Origin of the sequence: Pseudomonas sp. Leaf48 (assembly GCF_001421885.1) — a bacterium.
In the GTDB taxonomy this organism is placed as follows: Bacteria; Pseudomonadota; Gammaproteobacteria; order Pseudomonadales; family Pseudomonadaceae; genus Aquipseudomonas.
The window spans coordinates 157,002-174,225 of sequence record NZ_LMLH01000001.1 but is presented as its reverse complement, the minus strand read 5'-3'; the positions used below and the strand labels follow the sequence as shown (position 1 = coordinate 174,225).

The 17,224-nt window shown below is 58.2% G+C and carries 17 protein-coding genes; 8 read left to right on the top strand and 9 right to left on the bottom strand.

Going from position 1 to position 17,224, the window contains the following annotated elements; genetic code table 11:
- Positions 1 to 234: 234 nt before the first annotated feature.
- The 6 genes from ASE98_RS00795 (at position 235) to rlmF (ending at position 7,573) form a co-directional block, all read left to right on the top strand.
- On the top strand, positions 235 to 1,551 hold the full coding sequence (locus ASE98_RS00795) for an MFS transporter (protein WP_060539536.1): 1,317 nt from the start codon (positions 235 to 237) through the stop codon (positions 1,549 to 1,551).
- Positions 1,552 to 1,726: 175 nt separating this feature from the next.
- On the top strand, positions 1,727 to 4,573 hold the full coding sequence (locus ASE98_RS00790; protein WP_060539535.1) for a valine--tRNA ligase: 2,847 nt from the start codon (positions 1,727 to 1,729) through the stop codon (positions 4,571 to 4,573).
- Positions 4,574 to 4,751: 178 nt separating this feature from the next.
- On the top strand, positions 4,752 to 5,204 hold the full coding sequence (locus tag ASE98_RS00785) for a hypothetical protein (protein ID WP_060539534.1): 453 nt from the start codon (positions 4,752 to 4,754) through the stop codon (positions 5,202 to 5,204).
- A 59-nt stretch (positions 5,205 to 5,263) separates the two neighbouring features.
- Positions 5,264 to 5,758 (top strand): hypothetical protein, encoded by a 495-nt coding sequence (locus ASE98_RS00780; RefSeq protein WP_060539533.1) that lies wholly within the window; start codon positions 5,264 to 5,266, stop codon positions 5,756 to 5,758.
- Between the two features lie 69 nt (positions 5,759 to 5,827).
- Positions 5,828 to 6,355, top strand: a complete 528-nt coding sequence (locus ASE98_RS00775; protein ID WP_060539532.1) for a hypothetical protein — start codon at positions 5,828 to 5,830, stop codon at positions 6,353 to 6,355.
- A 195-nt stretch (positions 6,356 to 6,550) separates the two neighbouring features.
- Complete coding sequence (gene rlmF / locus ASE98_RS00770; RefSeq protein WP_060539531.1) at positions 6,551 to 7,573, top strand: 23S rRNA (adenine(1618)-N(6))-methyltransferase RlmF; 1,023 nt, start codon at positions 6,551 to 6,553, stop codon at positions 7,571 to 7,573.
- Between the two features lie 195 nt (positions 7,574 to 7,768).
- On the opposite strand, the gene ASE98_RS00765 is transcribed toward rlmF, so the two are convergent.
- Positions 7,769 to 8,050: an HU family DNA-binding protein gene (locus ASE98_RS00765; RefSeq protein ID WP_007905514.1), complete on the bottom strand. Its 282-nt coding sequence runs from the start codon at positions 8,048 to 8,050 to the stop codon at positions 7,769 to 7,771.
- A gap of 395 nt (positions 8,051 to 8,445) precedes the next feature.
- On the opposite strand from ASE98_RS00765, the gene yejK reads away from it, so the two are divergent.
- Both yejK and ASE98_RS00755 read left to right on the top strand, forming a co-directional pair.
- Positions 8,446 to 9,450, top strand: coding sequence for a nucleoid-associated protein YejK (yejK, locus tag ASE98_RS00760; RefSeq protein WP_060539530.1), 1,005 nt, complete (start codon positions 8,446 to 8,448; stop codon positions 9,448 to 9,450).
- Positions 9,450 to 9,800, top strand: coding sequence for a glutaredoxin family protein (locus ASE98_RS00755; protein WP_060539529.1), 351 nt, complete (start codon positions 9,450 to 9,452; stop codon positions 9,798 to 9,800). Before yejK ends, ASE98_RS00755 begins: the two co-directional genes overlap by 1 nt.
- A gap of 108 nt (positions 9,801 to 9,908) precedes the next feature.
- Here the strand turns inward: ASE98_RS00755 and ASE98_RS00750 are convergent, their stop codons facing one another.
- The 8 genes from ASE98_RS00750 to ASE98_RS00715 form a co-directional block, all read right to left on the bottom strand.
- Complete coding sequence (locus tag ASE98_RS00750; RefSeq protein WP_060539528.1) at positions 9,909 to 10,844, bottom strand: glutathione S-transferase family protein; 936 nt, start codon at positions 10,842 to 10,844, stop codon at positions 9,909 to 9,911.
- An 88-nt stretch (positions 10,845 to 10,932) separates the two neighbouring features.
- Positions 10,933 to 11,250 carry a GIY-YIG nuclease family protein gene (locus ASE98_RS00745; protein ID WP_060539527.1) on the bottom strand — a complete coding sequence of 106 codons (318 nt, stop codon included), beginning with the start codon at positions 11,248 to 11,250 and terminating at the stop codon, positions 10,933 to 10,935.
- A gap of 39 nt (positions 11,251 to 11,289) precedes the next feature.
- A complete protein-coding gene (locus tag ASE98_RS00740; protein ID WP_060539526.1) occupies positions 11,290 to 11,760 on the bottom strand; it encodes a nuclear transport factor 2 family protein in 471 nt (156 codons plus the stop codon).
- A gap of 101 nt (positions 11,761 to 11,861) precedes the next feature.
- A complete protein-coding gene (locus ASE98_RS00735) occupies positions 11,862 to 13,169 on the bottom strand; it encodes a CynX/NimT family MFS transporter (protein ID WP_060539525.1) in 1,308 nt (435 codons plus the stop codon).
- Positions 13,159 to 13,818, bottom strand: a complete 660-nt coding sequence (locus tag ASE98_RS00730) for a FadR/GntR family transcriptional regulator (protein ID WP_060539524.1) — start codon at positions 13,816 to 13,818, stop codon at positions 13,159 to 13,161. The genes ASE98_RS00735 and ASE98_RS00730 overlap by 11 nt, the downstream gene beginning before the upstream one ends.
- 282 nt (positions 13,819 to 14,100) lie before the next feature.
- The gene (locus ASE98_RS00725; protein ID WP_003178331.1) at positions 14,101 to 14,865 is read right to left on the bottom strand and encodes an amino acid ABC transporter ATP-binding protein; all 765 of its coding nucleotides are present in this window, start codon (positions 14,863 to 14,865) and stop codon (positions 14,101 to 14,103) included.
- Positions 14,866 to 14,877: 12 nt separating this feature from the next.
- Entirely contained in the window at positions 14,878 to 15,975 is a 1,098-nt protein-coding gene (locus tag ASE98_RS00720; RefSeq protein WP_060539523.1) for an amino acid ABC transporter permease, read from the bottom strand.
- A 10-nt stretch (positions 15,976 to 15,985) separates the two neighbouring features.
- Positions 15,986 to 17,167 (bottom strand): amino acid ABC transporter permease, encoded by a 1,182-nt coding sequence (locus ASE98_RS00715; protein WP_060539522.1) that lies wholly within the window; start codon positions 17,165 to 17,167, stop codon positions 15,986 to 15,988.
- Positions 17,168 to 17,224 lie beyond the last annotated feature (57 nt).

The window sequence follows — 17,224 nt, the reverse complement described above, 5'->3', positions numbered from 1 at the left end:
TTTTTGCTCTTGTTGATTCGTTAGCCACCTTCCTATAATCAAACCGCTTACCCAAGCCCCGCCGGCCCCGTGCTTACCCCGCACCTCGCAATTTCCGGCCTGACACCTGCAAGATCCGCAAGCAACCGCCGACTGTTCCTACCTGGAACAGCGACCGCGCCCTCACCCACATCCCTGGGTACTCGACCATAATAATTCGCTCCATCGGGGCACATGACAGTCAGGGATAACCGCATGACGACCAGCACGACTTACAGCGATTCCGCACCCGCTCAACCGACAAACTCCGCCACCCGCGTGGCCACTGCGAGCTTTATCGGCACGGCCATCGAGTTTTACGACTTCTACGTTTATGCCACCGCCGCCGCTTTGGTCATTGGCCCGGTGTTTTTTCCGCAGACGTCGGGCACCGCCCAGATGCTCTCGGCGTTTCTCACATTCGGCATCGCTTTCCTGGCTCGCCCCTTGGGCTCGGCGCTGTTCGGTCACTTCGGTGACCGTATCGGGCGCAAATCGACCCTGGTCGCCTCCCTGCTGCTGATGGGCGTGTGTACCACGCTGATCGGCGTATTGCCGGGCTACGACAGCATCGGAGCATGGGCGCCGATCCTGCTCTGCGTGCTGCGCTTCGGCCAGGGCCTGGGGCTGGGTGGCGAATGGGGTGGCGCGGCATTGCTTGCGACGGAAAACGCGCCAAAGGGCAAACGCGCGTGGTTCGGCATGTTTCCGCAGCTCGGCCCGTCCATCGGCTTTCTGGCGGCGAACGGTCTGTTCCTGACCCTGGCCATGACGCTGGACGACGAGCAGTTCCGCTCGTGGGGCTGGCGCATTCCGTTCCTGCTCAGCGCCGCGCTGGTGATGGTCGGCTTGTACGTGCGCCTCAAGCTGCATGAGACGCCAGTGTTCGCCAACGCCATGGCGCGCCAGGAACGGGTGAAACTCCCCCTGGTCGAGTTGTTCAGCCAGTACTGGGTGCCCGTATTGCTGGGTGCCGGTGCAATGGTGGTGTGCTATGCGCTGTTCTACATTTCCACCGTATTCTCACTGAGCTACGGCGTATCGACCCTCGGCTACAGCCGCGAAACCTTCCTCGGCCTGCTGTGCTTCGCCGTCCTGTTCATGGCTGCCGCCACGCCGCTGTCGGCCTGGGCCAGCGACCGCTACGGGCGCAAACCGGTGTTGATGATCGGTGGGGTACTGGCGGTACTGTCCGGTTTCCTCATGGAACCACTGCTGACCCAGGGCTCGACCTGGGGCGTGGCGTTGTTCCTGTGCATCGAACTGTTCCTGATGGGTGTGACATTTGCACCCATGGGCGCGCTGTTGCCGGAGCTGTTTCCCACCCATGTGCGCTATACCGGCGCTTCGGCGGCTTATAACCTGGGGGGTATTGTCGGGGCTTCGGCGGCGCCGTTCTTTGCGCAGAAACTGGTGGCAATGGGCGGTTTGAGTTACGTCGGCGGGTATGTGTCCGGGGCGGCGGTACTGAGCCTGATTGCGGTGCTGTGCCTGAAGGAGACGCGGCATAATGATCTGAATCGGGTTGCCTGATAGTTCGCCATCGTCGGAACTCGGCGTTCCGACGATGGCGTCCGCAAGGGCAAAACATCCCCCCAAACCATCACAATTATTCCCCCCCACCGTCACCTCGCTCTACGCGCATGCGCTCATCCCCGCTATACTTGCCGGCTTTTCCTGAATAAATGCCAATAGGGTCCCGCCGCGCATGGATAAGACCTACCAGCCGCACGCCATTGAAACTTCCTGGTACAACACCTGGGAGTCAGAGAATTACTTCGCCCCGCAAGGCGCGGGCGAGTCCTACACCATCATGATCCCGCCGCCGAACGTCACCGGCAGCCTGCACATGGGTCACGGCTTCAACAACGCGATCATGGACGCCCTGATCCGTTTCCGCCGCATGCAGGGTCGCAACACCCTGTGGCAGCCGGGCACCGACCACGCCGGTATCGCCACACAGATGCTGGTGGAGCGTCAGCTCGAAGCCAAAGGCCAGAGTCGCCACGACCTGGGCCGCGAGAAATTCCTCGAGAAAGTCTGGGAATGGAAGGATGAGTCCGGCGGCAACATCAGCCGTCAAATCCGTCGTCTCGGCTCCTCCGTGGACTGGAGCCGCGAGCGCTTCACCATGGACGACGGCCTCTCGGAAGCGGTTAAAGAAGCTTTCGTGCGCCTGCATGAAGACGGCCTGATCTACCGCGGCAAGCGCCTGGTCAACTGGGACACCAAGTTGCACACGGCGATTTCCGACCTCGAAGTGGAAAACCACGACGAGAAAGGTTTCCTGTGGAACCTGAAGTACCCGCTGGCTGACGGCGCGAAAACCGCTGAAGGCAACGACTTCCTGATCGTCGCGACCACTCGCCCGGAAACCATGCTCGGCGACTCCGCCGTCGCGGTGAACCCGAACGACGAACGCTACAAAGCCCTGATCGGCAAATTTGTCGAGCTGCCCCTGGTTGGCCGCCGCATCCCGATCATCGCCGACGATTACTGCGACCCTGAATTCGGCACCGGCTGCGTGAAAATCACCCCGGCTCACGATTTCAACGACTACGAAGTCGGCAAGCGCCACAACCTGCCGCTGCTGAACATCTTCGACAAGAACGCTGCAGTCCTGCCGGCTTGCCAGGTGTTCAACCTCGACGGCACGCTGAACGAAACCATCGACGGCAAGATCCCGGCCGAATACGCCGGTCTCGACCGTTTCGAAGCGCGCAAGCAGATCGTGGCCGCGTTCGACGCCGCCGGCCTGCTGGTCAGCGTCGACGATCACGCCCTGAAAGTGCCGAAAGGTGACCGCTCCGGCACCATCATCGAACCATGGCTGACCGACCAGTGGTACGTGTCGACCAAGCCATTGGCCGAGCCTGCGATTGCCGCCGTTGAAGACGGCCGTATCCAGTTCGTGCCCAAGCAATACGAAAACATGTACTTCTCGTGGATGCGCGACATCCAGGACTGGTGCATCAGCCGTCAGCTGTGGTGGGGTCACCGGATTCCGGCCTGGTACGACGAGTCTGGCAAGGTCTATGTAGGCCGCGATGAAGCCGAAGTGCGCGCCAAGCACAACCTCGGCCCGGACGTTGCCCTGCAACAGGACAATGACGTTCTCGACACTTGGTTCAGCTCGGGCCTGTGGACCTTCTCCACCCTCGGCTGGCCGGAGAAGACCGAGTTCCTGAAGAAATTCCACTCCACCGACGTACTGGTCACCGGCTTCGACATCATTTTCTTCTGGGTTGCCCGGATGATCATGCTTACCATGCATTTGGTGAAAAACGAAGACGGCACGCCGCAGGTTCCGTTCAAGACTGTGTACGTTCACGGCCTGGTGCGCGATGGCCAGGGCCAGAAGATGTCCAAGTCCAAGGGCAACGTCCTGGACCCGCTGGACATCATCGACGGTATCGAGCTCGAAGCCCTGGTGCAGAAACGCACCTCCGGCATGATGCAGCCGAAGCTGGCGAAAAAGATCGAGAAGCAGACCCGCGACGAATTCGCCGAAGGCATCGCCAGCTACGGCACCGACGCCCTGCGCTTCACCTTCTGCTCGCTGGCGTCCACCGGTCGCGACATCAAGTTCGACATGGGCCGCGTCGAAGGCTATCGCAACTTCTGCAACAAGATCTGGAACGCGGCGCGCTACGTGCTGGACAAGGGCGAAGACTGCGGCCAGAACGGCGAAGCCTACGAGCTGTCCCTGGCTGACCGCTGGATCATTTCGCAACTGCAACGCACCGAAGCCGAAGTGACCCGTCAACTCGACCAGTTCCGTTTCGACCTGGCCGCACAAGCCTTGTACGAGTTCATCTGGAACCAGTACTGCGACTGGTACCTGGAACTGTCCAAGCCAGTGCTGTGGGACGAAAACGCACCGGTCGAACGTCAGCGCGGCACTCGCCGTACCCTGGTTCGCGTACTGGAAGTCGCCCTGCGTCTGGCGCACCCGTTCATGCCGTTCATCACCGAAGAAATCTGGCAGCGCATCGCGCCGCTGGCCGGTATCGAAGGCAAGACGATCATGCTGCAGCCTTGGCCGGTGGCCAATGAAACACGCATTGATCAGGCAGCCGAAGACGACATCGAATGGCTCAAGGGCCTGATGCTCGGCACGCGTAACATCCGTGGCGAAATGAACATCGGCCCGGGCAAACCGCTGCCGCTGTTCCTGAAAAACGTCAGCGCCGAGGATCAGCGTCGCCTGACCGAGAACGAAGCGTTGCTGAAAAAGCTGGCGCGCCTCGAGTCGATCACCGTACTCGCTGCTGGCGAAGAAGCACCACTGTCCGCTACCGCACTGGTCGGCGAGCTGGAAGTGCTGGTGCCGATGGCCGGCCTGATCGACAAAGGTGCCGAGCTTGCGCGTCTGGACAAGGAAATCCAGCGCCTGCAAGGCGAAGTGCAGCGCGTGGGTGGCAAGTTGTCCAACGCCGGTTTCGTTGACAAGGCGCCAGCCGAAGTCATCGAGAAAGAACGCGCCAAATTGGCCGAAGCCGAACAGGCTTTGGGAAAATTGGCAGAACAGCATGCAAGGATCGCAAGTTTGTAAATTGCTGTTGAATGCCTGGCTATAAAGTACAAAAAACGCCCCGATAATCGGGGCGTTTTTTATGGATGATTACTTAATATTTAATCAGGCCACTTATTCATAAAAAATGGATAAGCTGTGATTGGCAGTGACTTTGAACTATCTGCAAATTCTAAAACACTGAAAAAGGAATCTCAGTATGAGTACCCAACAACACAAATCGTTTCTCGCAACATTGAATACGGGTAATAATGCCTTGGCGATGGTTTCCCATAATGGCAATACACCGGTATGGACGCTCGTCGAGAACGGGGTCGCCGACGTCGTGTATTTCCGTTATGAAGAAGGTCATTACACCCTGCACGCCTGGTCGAAAGATGACCATTTAGGGCCAACCATCAATTTGGCCGGTGTGGTGTTTACAGTCGCTACCACGAACAACCCAACCACGTTCAATCTTACGAATGCTGACGGGAAAGTCGTGACACTCGATAACCTGACAAACGACAAAGAAGTGATACGTCTGCAAACCCGGGATGGCAAGGAGTTAAAAACCGAAATTGTCTGGGGAGACGATCCACAAAGGGTGTCAACGGTTGGCCAATACAAGCTGAACCTCGAGTTGAATATTTTAGAGCGCAACGCACCTTAGTTTATCTTTCAACAAAATTAAATCTTTACATAACTTTATAGCTGAAAAGGATTTCCACTATGAACACACTCAGACAAAAGTCATTTCTTGCGACATTGGCATTGAAAGGCAAACCACTGATCATTCACCGCTCGTACAACAACGACACATTAAGTGTGAGCGAACACAACGACACCGCCCTTATCTTTTACTTTCGCTGCGAAGGTGATTTCTACAACATTTATATCCGTTCCGAAGGCAACCATTTCGGAAAGACTCTAGACATAAACGACCAGTATATTATAGCGAACAGTGCAAAAGCTACGGGTTTCACAATCCTGAACACTGATGGAAAAACCCTCACACTCGACAGTCTTTCAAGCAACAATGAAAATATATACCTGCAAACTCGAAATGGAAAACGACTGTTTCTTGAAGTTGATTGGAGCCGCGAAGGATACTTCCCCCTACGAATATCGCACCCTTTAAATCCGACCATAGATCATCAAATGATTTTGAGTTTGAATATCCTGGAACGCAACACGCCGTACCTGGGCTTTCCGGATGAAATCTAATAACCTATAAATGCACTGGCAACACCATTAAAACCTTATATAACTTTATAGCTGAAAAGGAATTTCACTATGAGCACACTTCGACAAAAATCTTTTCTTGCAACACTGGCATTATGGGATAAACCGCTAATTATTGGACGGCCATATGGCCTACCGGTGTTAATGCTGGGTGATGACAATGACGCTGCCTTTATATTTTATTTCCGCTGTGAAGGCGACTACTACAACATCTATGTCCGAACTAAAGGTGAACACTTCGGAAGAACCCTCGACGAGATCGCCAGACTCGACCAGAAAAAACACGATTACCTATTCACAATCCATGGAAACCCCTGTTATATAACAACCAGCACAGCAGACGTCCCTACCAGCTTCAACATCCTGAATGGCTATGGAAAAATTTTGACGCTCGACAATCTAGCCAGCAACAAAGAAGAGATAATCCTGCAGACTCGAAGCGGGAACAAGTTAGCGATAGAATTTAGCTGGGATAACGAACCACCTCATATAATACTCACCTCAAGTGCTGGTGTTACACTGACTTTGAATATACTGGAGCGTAACGCGCCATACCTGGGCTTTCCGGGTGAAGTCTAATCGACTGTCCATGCTTTGAATGTCACTCGTGCGCACCACCTTTGTTATACCTGGAAAATCTACGACGTTGCGCAATCAGCAACAGTCAACGCAGGTCAGCGATTTTGGTGCGGACGATTCCGGACAGCCGCGCGTGTATCTGATTATGTGGGACAATGCTCGCCACTTTCAGCCATACCCGAATCGACCACACCCATGACCGCCCCACGTCCCCCCAAGCCTGCGCGCAAAAAGCCCGAACCGAAGACCCCGGCCACAGCCGTTGCACCGAAGGAAAAGGCCAGCCTGCACCCGCGCAATCGCCACCAGGGTCGTTACGACTTTCCGGCGCTGATCAAAAGCACCCCGGAACTGAAAAAGTTCGTGATCATCAATCCATACGGCAAGGAAAGCATCGACTTCGCCAGCCCGGACGCGGTACGGGTGTTCAACCGGGCCCTGCTCAAGTCATTCTATGGCATTGCCCACTGGGACATTCCTGCCGATTACCTGTGCCCGCCGGTACCTGGGCGTGCCGATTACGTGCACTTCCTCGCCGACCTGCTGGCCAGTGGCAATGACGGTGAGATTCCTCGGGGCGCCGCCGTAAAGGTGCTGGACGTCGGCATGGGTGCCAACTGTGTCTACCCGTTGATCGGTTACAGCGATTACCGCTGGCAGTTCCTCGGCTCGGACATTGACTCGACTGCCATCGCCGCAGCCAAGGCCATCATTCAATCCAACGGTTTGAACAAGGCCATCCAGGTGCGCCAGCAGGGCAATCCCAAGCAGATCCTCAGTGGCCTGTTGGAGAGCGCCGAGCGGTTTGACCTGACCATGTGCAACCCGCCGTTCCACGCGTCACTGGAGGAAGCCACCCGCGGCAGTACGCGTAAATGGCGCGCACTGGGCAAAGCCGACCCGAAACGCAAACTGCCGGTGCTGAATTTCGGCGGTCAGGCGGCGGAGTTGTGGTGCGAAGGTGGCGAGGCGCGGTTCGTCACACAATTGATCAGCGAGAGCGTGCAAGTGGGGCAACAGGTGTTGTGGTTCAGCACCCTGGTGTCGAAGGCATCGAATCTGCCGGCGATCCAGACTGCCCTGAAAAAGGCTGGGGCGCTGGAAAGCCAGGTGGTGGAAATGTCCCAGGGGCAAAAACAGAGTCGCTTTGTCGCCTGGACGTTCCAGACCAAAGCACAGCAACAGACCTGGCGCGGGCGCTGGGCAAGCAAAAACTGAGTCACCGCCCCACGTCGTCCAACTGTGGGAGCGGGCTTGCTCGCGAAAGCGGTACATCAGTCACCATTGAAGTTGACTGATGTACCGCTTTCGCGAGCAAGCCCGCTCCCACATGGTTTAGAGGTACTTGAGGCAAATCGCAGACACAAAAAAACCGTGCCCGGATCGCTCCGGCGCACGGTTTTTTAACAAGTCTTACTTGTTGACAGCGTCGGTCAGGCCTTTGGCCACAACCAGCTTGATCACTTTCTTGGCAGCGATTTCGATGGCAGCGCCAGTCGAAGGGTTACGGCCGGTACGGGCAGGGCGCTCAGTCACTTTCAGCTTGCCGATACCTGGCAGAGTGATTTCGCCGCCGTTTTCCAGCTGATCAGCAACGATTTGGCCCAGTTGGTCCAGAGCGTTACGCGCGGTGGTTTTCGGCGCGTCGATAGCTTCAGCGATGTCGGCGATCAGTTGGTCTTTAGTAAGAGCCATGTAGTGTTCCTTCCCTATCAAATTCATATGGATTGCAGAGTGCAGTGTCAGCCATCGAGCCCGATCTTTTGGATCCGGCACCCTCGGGTAAATAACCTCGGGATCCGGGTTATAGATTCCGAAATCAGGGTTTGGTTCGACCTGACAATTGCTGACTGCACGCTTAACGCAGTGACTTCGCGCAAGACCGGGCAAAGCTAGCACAGAGAGGTGGAAATATCCGCCTCTAGCGAACCATTTGGTCAGCTTTCTTGTGCTAAAACAGGAAAAAACAGCATAAGGACCACCGGTCGCCCCGGATTTGCCCTTCATCCCGCGCCAAAACCAATGGTTGCGGTACACTGAGCGCTTTTTCGGGGAGCATGCCCTCCTCTCTTCATTCAGCCGAGAAGCCCATGCCGATCCGCCATTGCATCGTCCACCTGATCGACAAAAAACCCGACGGCACACCAGCAGTTCTACACGCTCGCGACTCTGAACTCGCCGAGTCGAGCGCCATCGAGAATATGCTTGCCGACCTCAACGAGAGCTACAACGCCAAACAAGGCAAGGCCTGGGGATTGTTCCATGCCGAGTCCGGGGCGCACCCGTTCAGCGGCTGGCTGAAGGAGTACCTGGAGGGCGGCAAGGATTTCACAGCATTCAGCCGGGTGGCGGTGGAACACCTGCAGAAACTGATGGAAGAGTCCAACCTCTCGGTGGGCGGTCACGTGCTGTTCGCTCACTATCAACAAGGCATGACCGATTACCTGGCCATCGCCCTGCTGCATCACAGCGAAGGCGTGGCCGTGACCGACCAACTGGACGTGACCCCGTCCCGGCACCTGGACCTGGGTCAGTTGCACCTGGCGGCGCGGATCAACATCTCCGAGTGGCAGAACAACAAACAGTCGAAGCAGTACATCTCCTTCATCAAAGGCAAGAACGGCAAAAAGGTATCGGAGTATTTCCGCGACTTCATCGGCTGCCAGGAAGGCGTCGACGGCCCGGGCGAAACCCGCACCTTGCTCAAAGCCTTCAGCGACTTCGTTGAAAGCGAAGACCTGCCTGAAGACGATGCCCGTGAAAAAACCAAGACCCTGGTGGACTACGCCAGCAGCCAGGCCAAGCTCGGCGAGCCCATGGGCCTGGAGGAGCTGTCGGAGCTGATCGACGAAGAGCGCCCGAAAGCTTTCTACGATCACATCCGCAACAAAGACTACGGCCTGTCGCCGGAGATCCCGGCCGACAAACGCACCCTGAACCAGTTCCGCCGCTTCACCGGGCGCGCCGAAGGCCTGTCGATCAGCTTCGAAGCGCACCTGCTGGGCTCGAAGATCGAGTACGACGAAGAGGCCGGCACCCTGGTCATCAAGGGCCTGCCGACTTCGCTCACCGACCAGCTCAAGCGACGCAACTGATGCTCGGCGGTGTACTGAAGAAAGTCCTGCTGATCCTGCTGGTGGTCGTGGTTTATCAGAACTGGGGCAAGATCGAGCGGGTGTTCAATCCGGCGCAGGTGGTGTCGGAGCAGACCCAGGCCAGGGCCAACGTGGTGCTCTACGCCACTGAGTGGTGTGGTTACTGCAAATTGACCAGGCGCTTTCTCGATCAGAAAGGCATTCCCTACAAGGAAGTCGATATCGAGAAGGATGCCGTGGCTCGCAAGAACTACGAGGCCTTGGGCGGCGGCGGGATTCCGATCATCGACGTGAACGGGACCTTGATTCGCGGCTACGACCCGGATGCGATCCTCGCCGCTTTGAAATGATCCTGTAGGAGCGAGCACTCTCGCGAAAAACCGGAGAACCCCGTTGGGTATCTGGATTCACGCGTTATCGTTCACGACCATCGCGAGCATGCTCGCTCCTACAGTTGATCAGCAAGCCTCGATACGGAAACCGAACCGCGGGAAGTGCACATGCACGACGCCGCCACGTTCGTCTTCCCGACGCAGGATCAATTCCTCGCTGCCAGCAAACAACAACTCACCGGCCACCGGATCGACACCATAATCGATCGCGGCAATCACCACCTGCTGGCCTGCGGTGAAACCATTCGGATCTTCGAACGACTCGTCCGGCAAAGCTGCCGGCGTAGCGTTGCGGGCAACGTCCAGCGCTTCTTTCGAGGTCATCTCGCTCGACGCCCCATGACCAAAGCCCAGCACACGCACCAACCAGGCCGCAACCGCCGGATAGTTATCCACAAGCGGCGAGGTCACAGGCGTCGCCTTGAGGAACCACAACGAGTGAGCCAGGGCGAAGTCGGCAATCGACGGCTCACCGAACAGATAATCACCCTCTTCGCGCTGCAGCTGCTGCTCAAGGCGCGTCATGATCGTCGGCCACTGATGCCTGGCCTGCTCGGCGGACAATCGGGTCGCGCTGCCGCCACTGAACAAACCGGCACGGTCAGCGATGAATCCCTTGATCGCTTCCGGCGGCAAACTGGCGAAGCGCACCGCGATCGATTCCGGCTGGAACACCAGGCTGACCGCATGCTGGAACACCACCGAATCGGCCCAGGTGGCGAAACTGGCGGCGATCATTTCCTGACCTTCGGGGAAGAATGCCGGCAGGGCTTTTTCCTGCTCCAGGCGACGGGCGATCAACGCGGTGTCGCAATAAATATCCGCGCCGATCTGCAGCACCGGGGTTTTACGATAGCCGCCGGTGAGAGCCGTGAGATCGGGCTTGGGCATTACCGGCGAGATCTTCACCGAGCGCCAGGACAAGCCTTTGAAGCCCAGCAGCAGGCGGGCCTTTTCGGCGAAGGGGGACGTCGGGTAATGATGAAGAATCAACTCGGACATGCTCGGCTCCGCCGCACTGATAAGGAAGCAGCAGCTTAGCGCGCAATCGGATAGCAGCCTACAGATCTGCCTGATGGCAACTGATCAATCAGATTGATAAGGCGCTGGCAGCGCTGGCCACCAGGCACTCCTTGGCGCTTTTCCTGAGTTTCTTGATCAAGCGTTCCTGACGCAGGGCTTCGCTTTTATCGCGACAGGCTTCGGTGTAGACCAGCGCCATGGCCGGGCTGGAAAGAAAGAACCGCGCGCCCTTGCCACTTTGATGCTTGGCGAAGCGGCGCACGGGATCATCGCTGATCCCGCAGTAGAGCGAGCCATTGGCGGCGCGCACAAGATAGACAAACCAGGGTTTGCTGACCGGTGTCGGTTCGGCGGCAATGACAGGGGATTGGCTCGGGCTGCTCACGTGACGATCAAGGCTTGAAAAGGACAAGCCGCGATCTTATCAGCGACTGGCCTGGAATGCCTTCAGCCCCTTCAATGCCTGGGCACGAACAGCGTTTCTCACCAGGGGCGTCCAGCCCAGCAAAAGCCCTTTGAAACCCAGTGCCTGACGCGACCAGGCCCACAGGTCAAAGCTGTCGTGATGCTCGCAGATCTTGCCGTCGCGGAAAACGAAACGCGCCTGGATATCGTTGACCACGGTATTGCCAGTCTGGCTGAACAGATAGGTCGCCACCCAATGGGCGCTACCCGCGCGTTCGTCGGCGCGGACGTTATCGAAGGTGAGAGAGAAATCCCTGGCGCGCGTGGTGAGCATGCGCCACATGTCACCGGCATCCCGCCCGCGCAGTTCGCCGAACGCCGGATCACTGAACACTACGTCATCGGTATAGCAGGCACCCATGGCCTCGGCGTCCAGGCGCTGGAAGGCCTCGTAGAACCGGGTGATCAGTGCGTTATGGGCGTCAGTCATGGGCAGGGTCCAAGCGTTAATAAGGATTGCCTGCACCATAGTCAACAAATGCACTGTGCACTATCGGCATTCGTGAACCGAATACCGACAGTGTGCGGGAATCAGATCTTTTCGCTTTCCACCTGAACGTACAACGATCGCCCCGCACCGAGACCGGCGAGGATCGCGCCGAGGCCGATCACGCCGAAGATCCAGCCCACGGCCGTCCAGCCACCGGTCCAGTCATGCACGATACCGACCGCGAACGGCCCCATGGACGCCAGGGTATAGCCGAAGCCCTGGGCCATGCTCGACAGGTTTGCCGCCACGTGGGAATCGCGCGAGCGCAGCACGATCAGGGTCAACGCCAGGCTGAACGTGGCGCCCTGCCCCAGCCCGAGCACAATGGCCCAGCCCCACAATCCTTCGATCGGTGCATACAGGCAACCGAACAGGCCGCCGAGGGTCAACGCCATGACGATCACAATGGCCAGGCGCTGGTCCTTGCCGCGCGTGGCCAGCCACGGTGCGGCCAGTGAGCTGACCAGTTGCACGATCACCGAGCCCGACAACACCAGCCCGGCCTGGGTCGGCGTCAGGCCGCGCCCGATCAGGATCGAGGGCAACCAGCCAAATACGATGTAGGCCAGGGACGATTGCAGGCCCATGTAAAACGTCACCTGCCAGGCCAGCGGGTCACGCAACAGACCACGCACCCGGTAGGCGACGTGATGCGCGCCGTGCTTCTGGCCAACTTGCGGCAGCCAGAAAATCGCCGCCGCCAACGCCGGAATCACCCAGAAGCCCAGGCCCATGGCCCAGCTCTTGTCGAAATGCTCGCTCAGCGGCACCGTTGCGCCGGCAGCCATCGCGGCGCCCAGGCACAGGGCCATGGTGTAGACGCCGGTCATGGTCCCGGCCTGCTTGGGGAAGTCACGCTTGACGATGCCTGGCAGCAGCACGCCGATCACACCAATGCTCGCCCCCGCCAACACGCTGCCGGCAAACAGGCCGATTTCACCGAACGAACTGCGCAGGATGATTCCACCGGCCAACGTCAGGAGAATCCCCAACACCACCCGCTCGGCACCAAAACGCCTTGCCAGCACCGGTGCCAATGGCGCGAACAGACCCAGGCAGAGTACCGGCAAGGTCGTCAGCAAACCGGCCTGGGATGCCGACAGGCCGAGGGACCTGGAAACTTCGCTGAGCATCGGCGCCATGCTCGACAGCGCCGGGCGCAGGTTCAGCGCCACCAGAATCAGCCCGAGCAGCAACAGCCACGGCCGGCGCAGCAGCGGCTGAGCCGGCTGGACCTGTTCGTCATCGACCTCGGCGTCGATCAGCAGCTCTTCGAGCTCTGCGGTGCGCTTGGGTTGAGCGGTGTTGCCTGAATTGCTCGGCATGGTGTTCTCGTTTTCAAGGTTCATTGATCAACCGCCTCGACAGGGCTTTGGCCCGCTCCGGATCGCGTTGTTCGACGGCGTCGAGCAACTCGATATGCAGGTCGAACACTTCCTGGCGTCGGGGCGTGACGTTCAAGGTCTGGCGCAACTGCGCGCCGACGACGCTGGAAAAGTAGCAATACAACTCGCTGAGGGTCGGATTGTGCGCGGCGTCCACCAGACGGCGGTGGAACACCAGATCGCAAGCGATGTAGGTGTCGAGGTCGCCGTGATAGTGACTGCCACTGACACCCAGTGCCTCGCGCAAGGCCAGCAGATCTTCATCGGTGCGTCGCAACGCCGCCAGGCCAATGGCTTCGACCTCAAGAATGTGCCGGGTTTCCCGAGCCTGCTCGTGGGAACAGCGGGACAAGGCTTTCAGCGTATCCAGCGGATCAACCACCGCTCGCAGGTAACTGCCGTCGCCCTGACGTATCTCGATCAACCCGGAAAACGCCAACACCCGCATGGCTTCACGCACGGTGTTGCGGCTGATGCCCAGTTCTGCGGACAACTCGGGTTCGGTGGGTAAGCGCTGCCCCACCACCCACACGCCTTGGTTGATGCGTTGACGCAACTGATCCAGCGCTTGATCAACCAAGGATCGTTTAACTAATGGAGAAATGACTGACATTGGATTCACCCTTTCATCCAATCATAGGATGAATTTCCTGACATGTTAGTCAACATTGAACTGGAGGGCAACCGCACACGTTTTGTGTCGACAGTGGACCTGTCGACCACAAATCCTGTGGGAGCGGGCTTGCTCGCGAAAGCAGTTTGACATCCAACGATGATTTCGACTGATCCAGCGCTTTCGCGAGCAAGCCCGCTCCCACGGTTGATTTTCAGTGTTTTTTGGCACAAAAAAATAAACCCGGAACAAGTCCGGGTTCATTTCCACGCTTGAATCAGATCAATGCAGGATCTGGCTCAGGAACAGCTTGGTGCGGTCGTTCTGCGGGTTGTCGAAGAAGTCGTTCGGCGCAGCCTGTTCGACGATTTCGCCCTTATCCATGAAGATCACGCGGTTGGCCACGGTGCGGGCGAAGCCCATTTCGTGGGTTACACAGAGCATGGTCATACCGTCTTCGGCCAGGCCGATCATGGTGTCCAGTACCTCTTTCACCATCTCCGGGTCGAGTGCCGAAGTCGGTTCGTCGAACAGCATGATTTTCGGCTTCATGCACAGCGCACGGGCAATCGCCACACGCTGTTGCTGACCACCGGACAGTTGCCCCGGGTACTTGTGCGCCTGCTCCGGAATGCGTACGCGTTCCAGGTAGTGCATGGCGATTTCCTCGGCCTTGCGCTTGGGCATCTTGCGTACCCACATCGGCGCCAGGGTGCAGTTCTGCAAGATGGTCAGGTGCGGGAACAGGTTGAAGTGCTGGAACACCATGCCGACTTCACGGCGGATCGCTTCGATCTGCTTGAGGTCGTTGGTCAGCTCCACGCCATCGACCACGATGCGGCCCTGCTGATGCTCTTCCAGACGGTTGAGGCAGCGGATGGTGGTGGATTTGCCAGAGCCCGACGGACCGCACAGGACGATACGCTCACCCTGCTTGACGTTGAGGTTGATGTCTTTCAACACATGGAACTGGCCGTACCACTTGTTGACGCCCTGCATCTGAATAATGCCTTCAGGGCTCACAGGCTGTTTGATTGCTTCGCTCATTACAGAGAACTCCTAACGCTTGTGGCCAGTGTCGAGCTTGCGTTCCAGATGCATGGAATAGCGCGACATACCAAAACAGAAAATCCAGAACACCAGGGCCGCGAACACATAGCCTTCAGTGGCCATACCCAGCCATTTCGGATCGGCGGCGGCTTGCTTGACGCTGTTGAGCAGGTCGAACAGGCCGATGATGATCACCAGGCTCGTGTCCTTGAACAGCGCAATGAAGGTGTTGACGATGCCAGGAATTACCAGCTTCAGGGCTTGCGGCAGAATCACCAGGCCCATGCTGCGCCAGTAACCCAGCCCCATCGCCGCAGCCGCTTCGTACTGACCTTTAGGGATCGCTTGCAGACCGCCGCGCACCACTTCGGCCACATAGGCCGACTGGAACAGGATCACACCGATCAGCGCTCGCAGCAGCTTGTCGAAGTTCATGCCTTCGGGCAGGAACAACGGCAGCATTACCGAAGACATGAACAGCACCGTGATCAATGGCACGCCGCGCCAGAATTCGATGAAGGTCACGCAGACCACACGAATCGCCGGCATGTTCGAACGACGGCCCAGTGCCAGGACAATCCCCAGCGGCAACGCACCGGCAATGCCGACGGTGGCAATCACCAAGGTCAGCATCAGGCCGCCCCATTGGCTGGTCGCCACCTGGGTCATGCCGAACACGCCGCCGTGCAGCAGGCACCAGGCAATGATCGGGTACAGCACCAGGAAGCTCAGGCCATACACGGCCTTATGGCGAAAGCGCGAGATGAACAGCGGTGCCACGCCGATGACCGCCAGCCACACGGTCAGGTCCACACGCCAGCGCAGTTCCGGCGGGTAGTAGCCGTACATGAACTGGCCGAAGCGCTGCTGGATAAACACCCAGCAGGCGCCATCCTTGGTGCAGTCGGCCTGGCTGGTGCCAACCCAGTTGGCGTCGAGGATCGCCCATTGCAGGATCGGCGGTACAACCAGGTAGATCAGGTAGAACGCAAACAGGGTCAACAGGGTGTTGAGCCAGCTGGAGAACATGTTCGCGCGCATCCACGCCACGACACCGATGCTGCGGTTCGGTGGCGGCATGTCAGGTTTGAAAGTATGAGTCGTCATGCGCTTTTCCTTACCGCTCGATCAGCGCAATGCGCTTGTTGTACCAGTTCATCAGCAGGGAAATGCTGATACTGATCGCCAGGTACACGCTCATGGTGATCGCAATCACCTCGATCGCCTGCCCGGTCTGGTTCAGCACCGTACCGGCAAACAACGAGACCATTTCCGGATAACCGATACCAGCCGCCAGCGAGGAGTTCTTCGCCAGGTTCAGGTACTGGCTGGTCAGCGGTGGAATGATCACGCGCAGGGCTTGCGGGATGATCACCTTGCGCAGGGTCGGACCGTTGCGCAGGCCGAGCGAGTGGGCCGCTTCGGTCTGGCCATGGCTGACCGACTTGATGCCCGAACGCACGATCTCGGCGATGAACGCTGCGGTGTACACCGTCAGGGCCAGGGTCAAGGCCAGCAGTTCCGGGATCAGTACCCAGCCACCCACGAAGTTGAAGCCCTTGAGCTCCGGCATTTCCCAGTGCACTGGAGCGCCGAAAATCAACGCACACAGCGCCGGGATCACCAGGAACAGGGCCAGGCCGACCCAGAACTTGTGGAACGGCACGCCCGTCGCTTCAAAGCGTTTGTTCGCCCAGCGGCTCATCAGCACGATGGCGACGATGGCCACGACAACGCTGACCACGAACGGCCAGAAACCATCCGCCGCCAACGCTGCGGGCATGTTCAGGCCGCGGCTGCTGACAAAGAAGGTATCGCCGAAATTGTGGCTGTTGCGCGGCCCCGGCATGGTCAGGAACACTGCGAAGTACCAGAACAGGATCTGCAGCAGTGGTGGAATGTTACGGAAAACCTCCACGTACACGGTCGCCAGTTTGGCGATGATCCAGTTCTTCGACAGGCGTGCCACACCGACGATGAAACCGAGGATGGTTGCCAGGATCACGCCGATGAAGGTCACCAGCAGGGTGTTGAGCAGGCCGATGACAAACACCCGGGCATAGCTGTCCGCTTCGGTGTAGTCGATCAGGTGCTGGGCGATGCCGAAACCGGCACTGCGCTCAAGAAAGTCGAAACCGGAAGTAATGCCCCGGTGCTGAAGGTTGGTTTGCGTGTTATCGAACAGAAACCAGCCTAATGAGACCACCGCCACAATGGTGATGATCTGAAATACCCACGCACGCACTCGTGGATCGCTGAGGCTGAGCCTCTGCTTTGGTGCGCCGATTGAATTTTGCATGAAGTGCCCCGCAAATAATGGAACAGAACATCACCCGGTGGTTGGCCCACCGGGTGA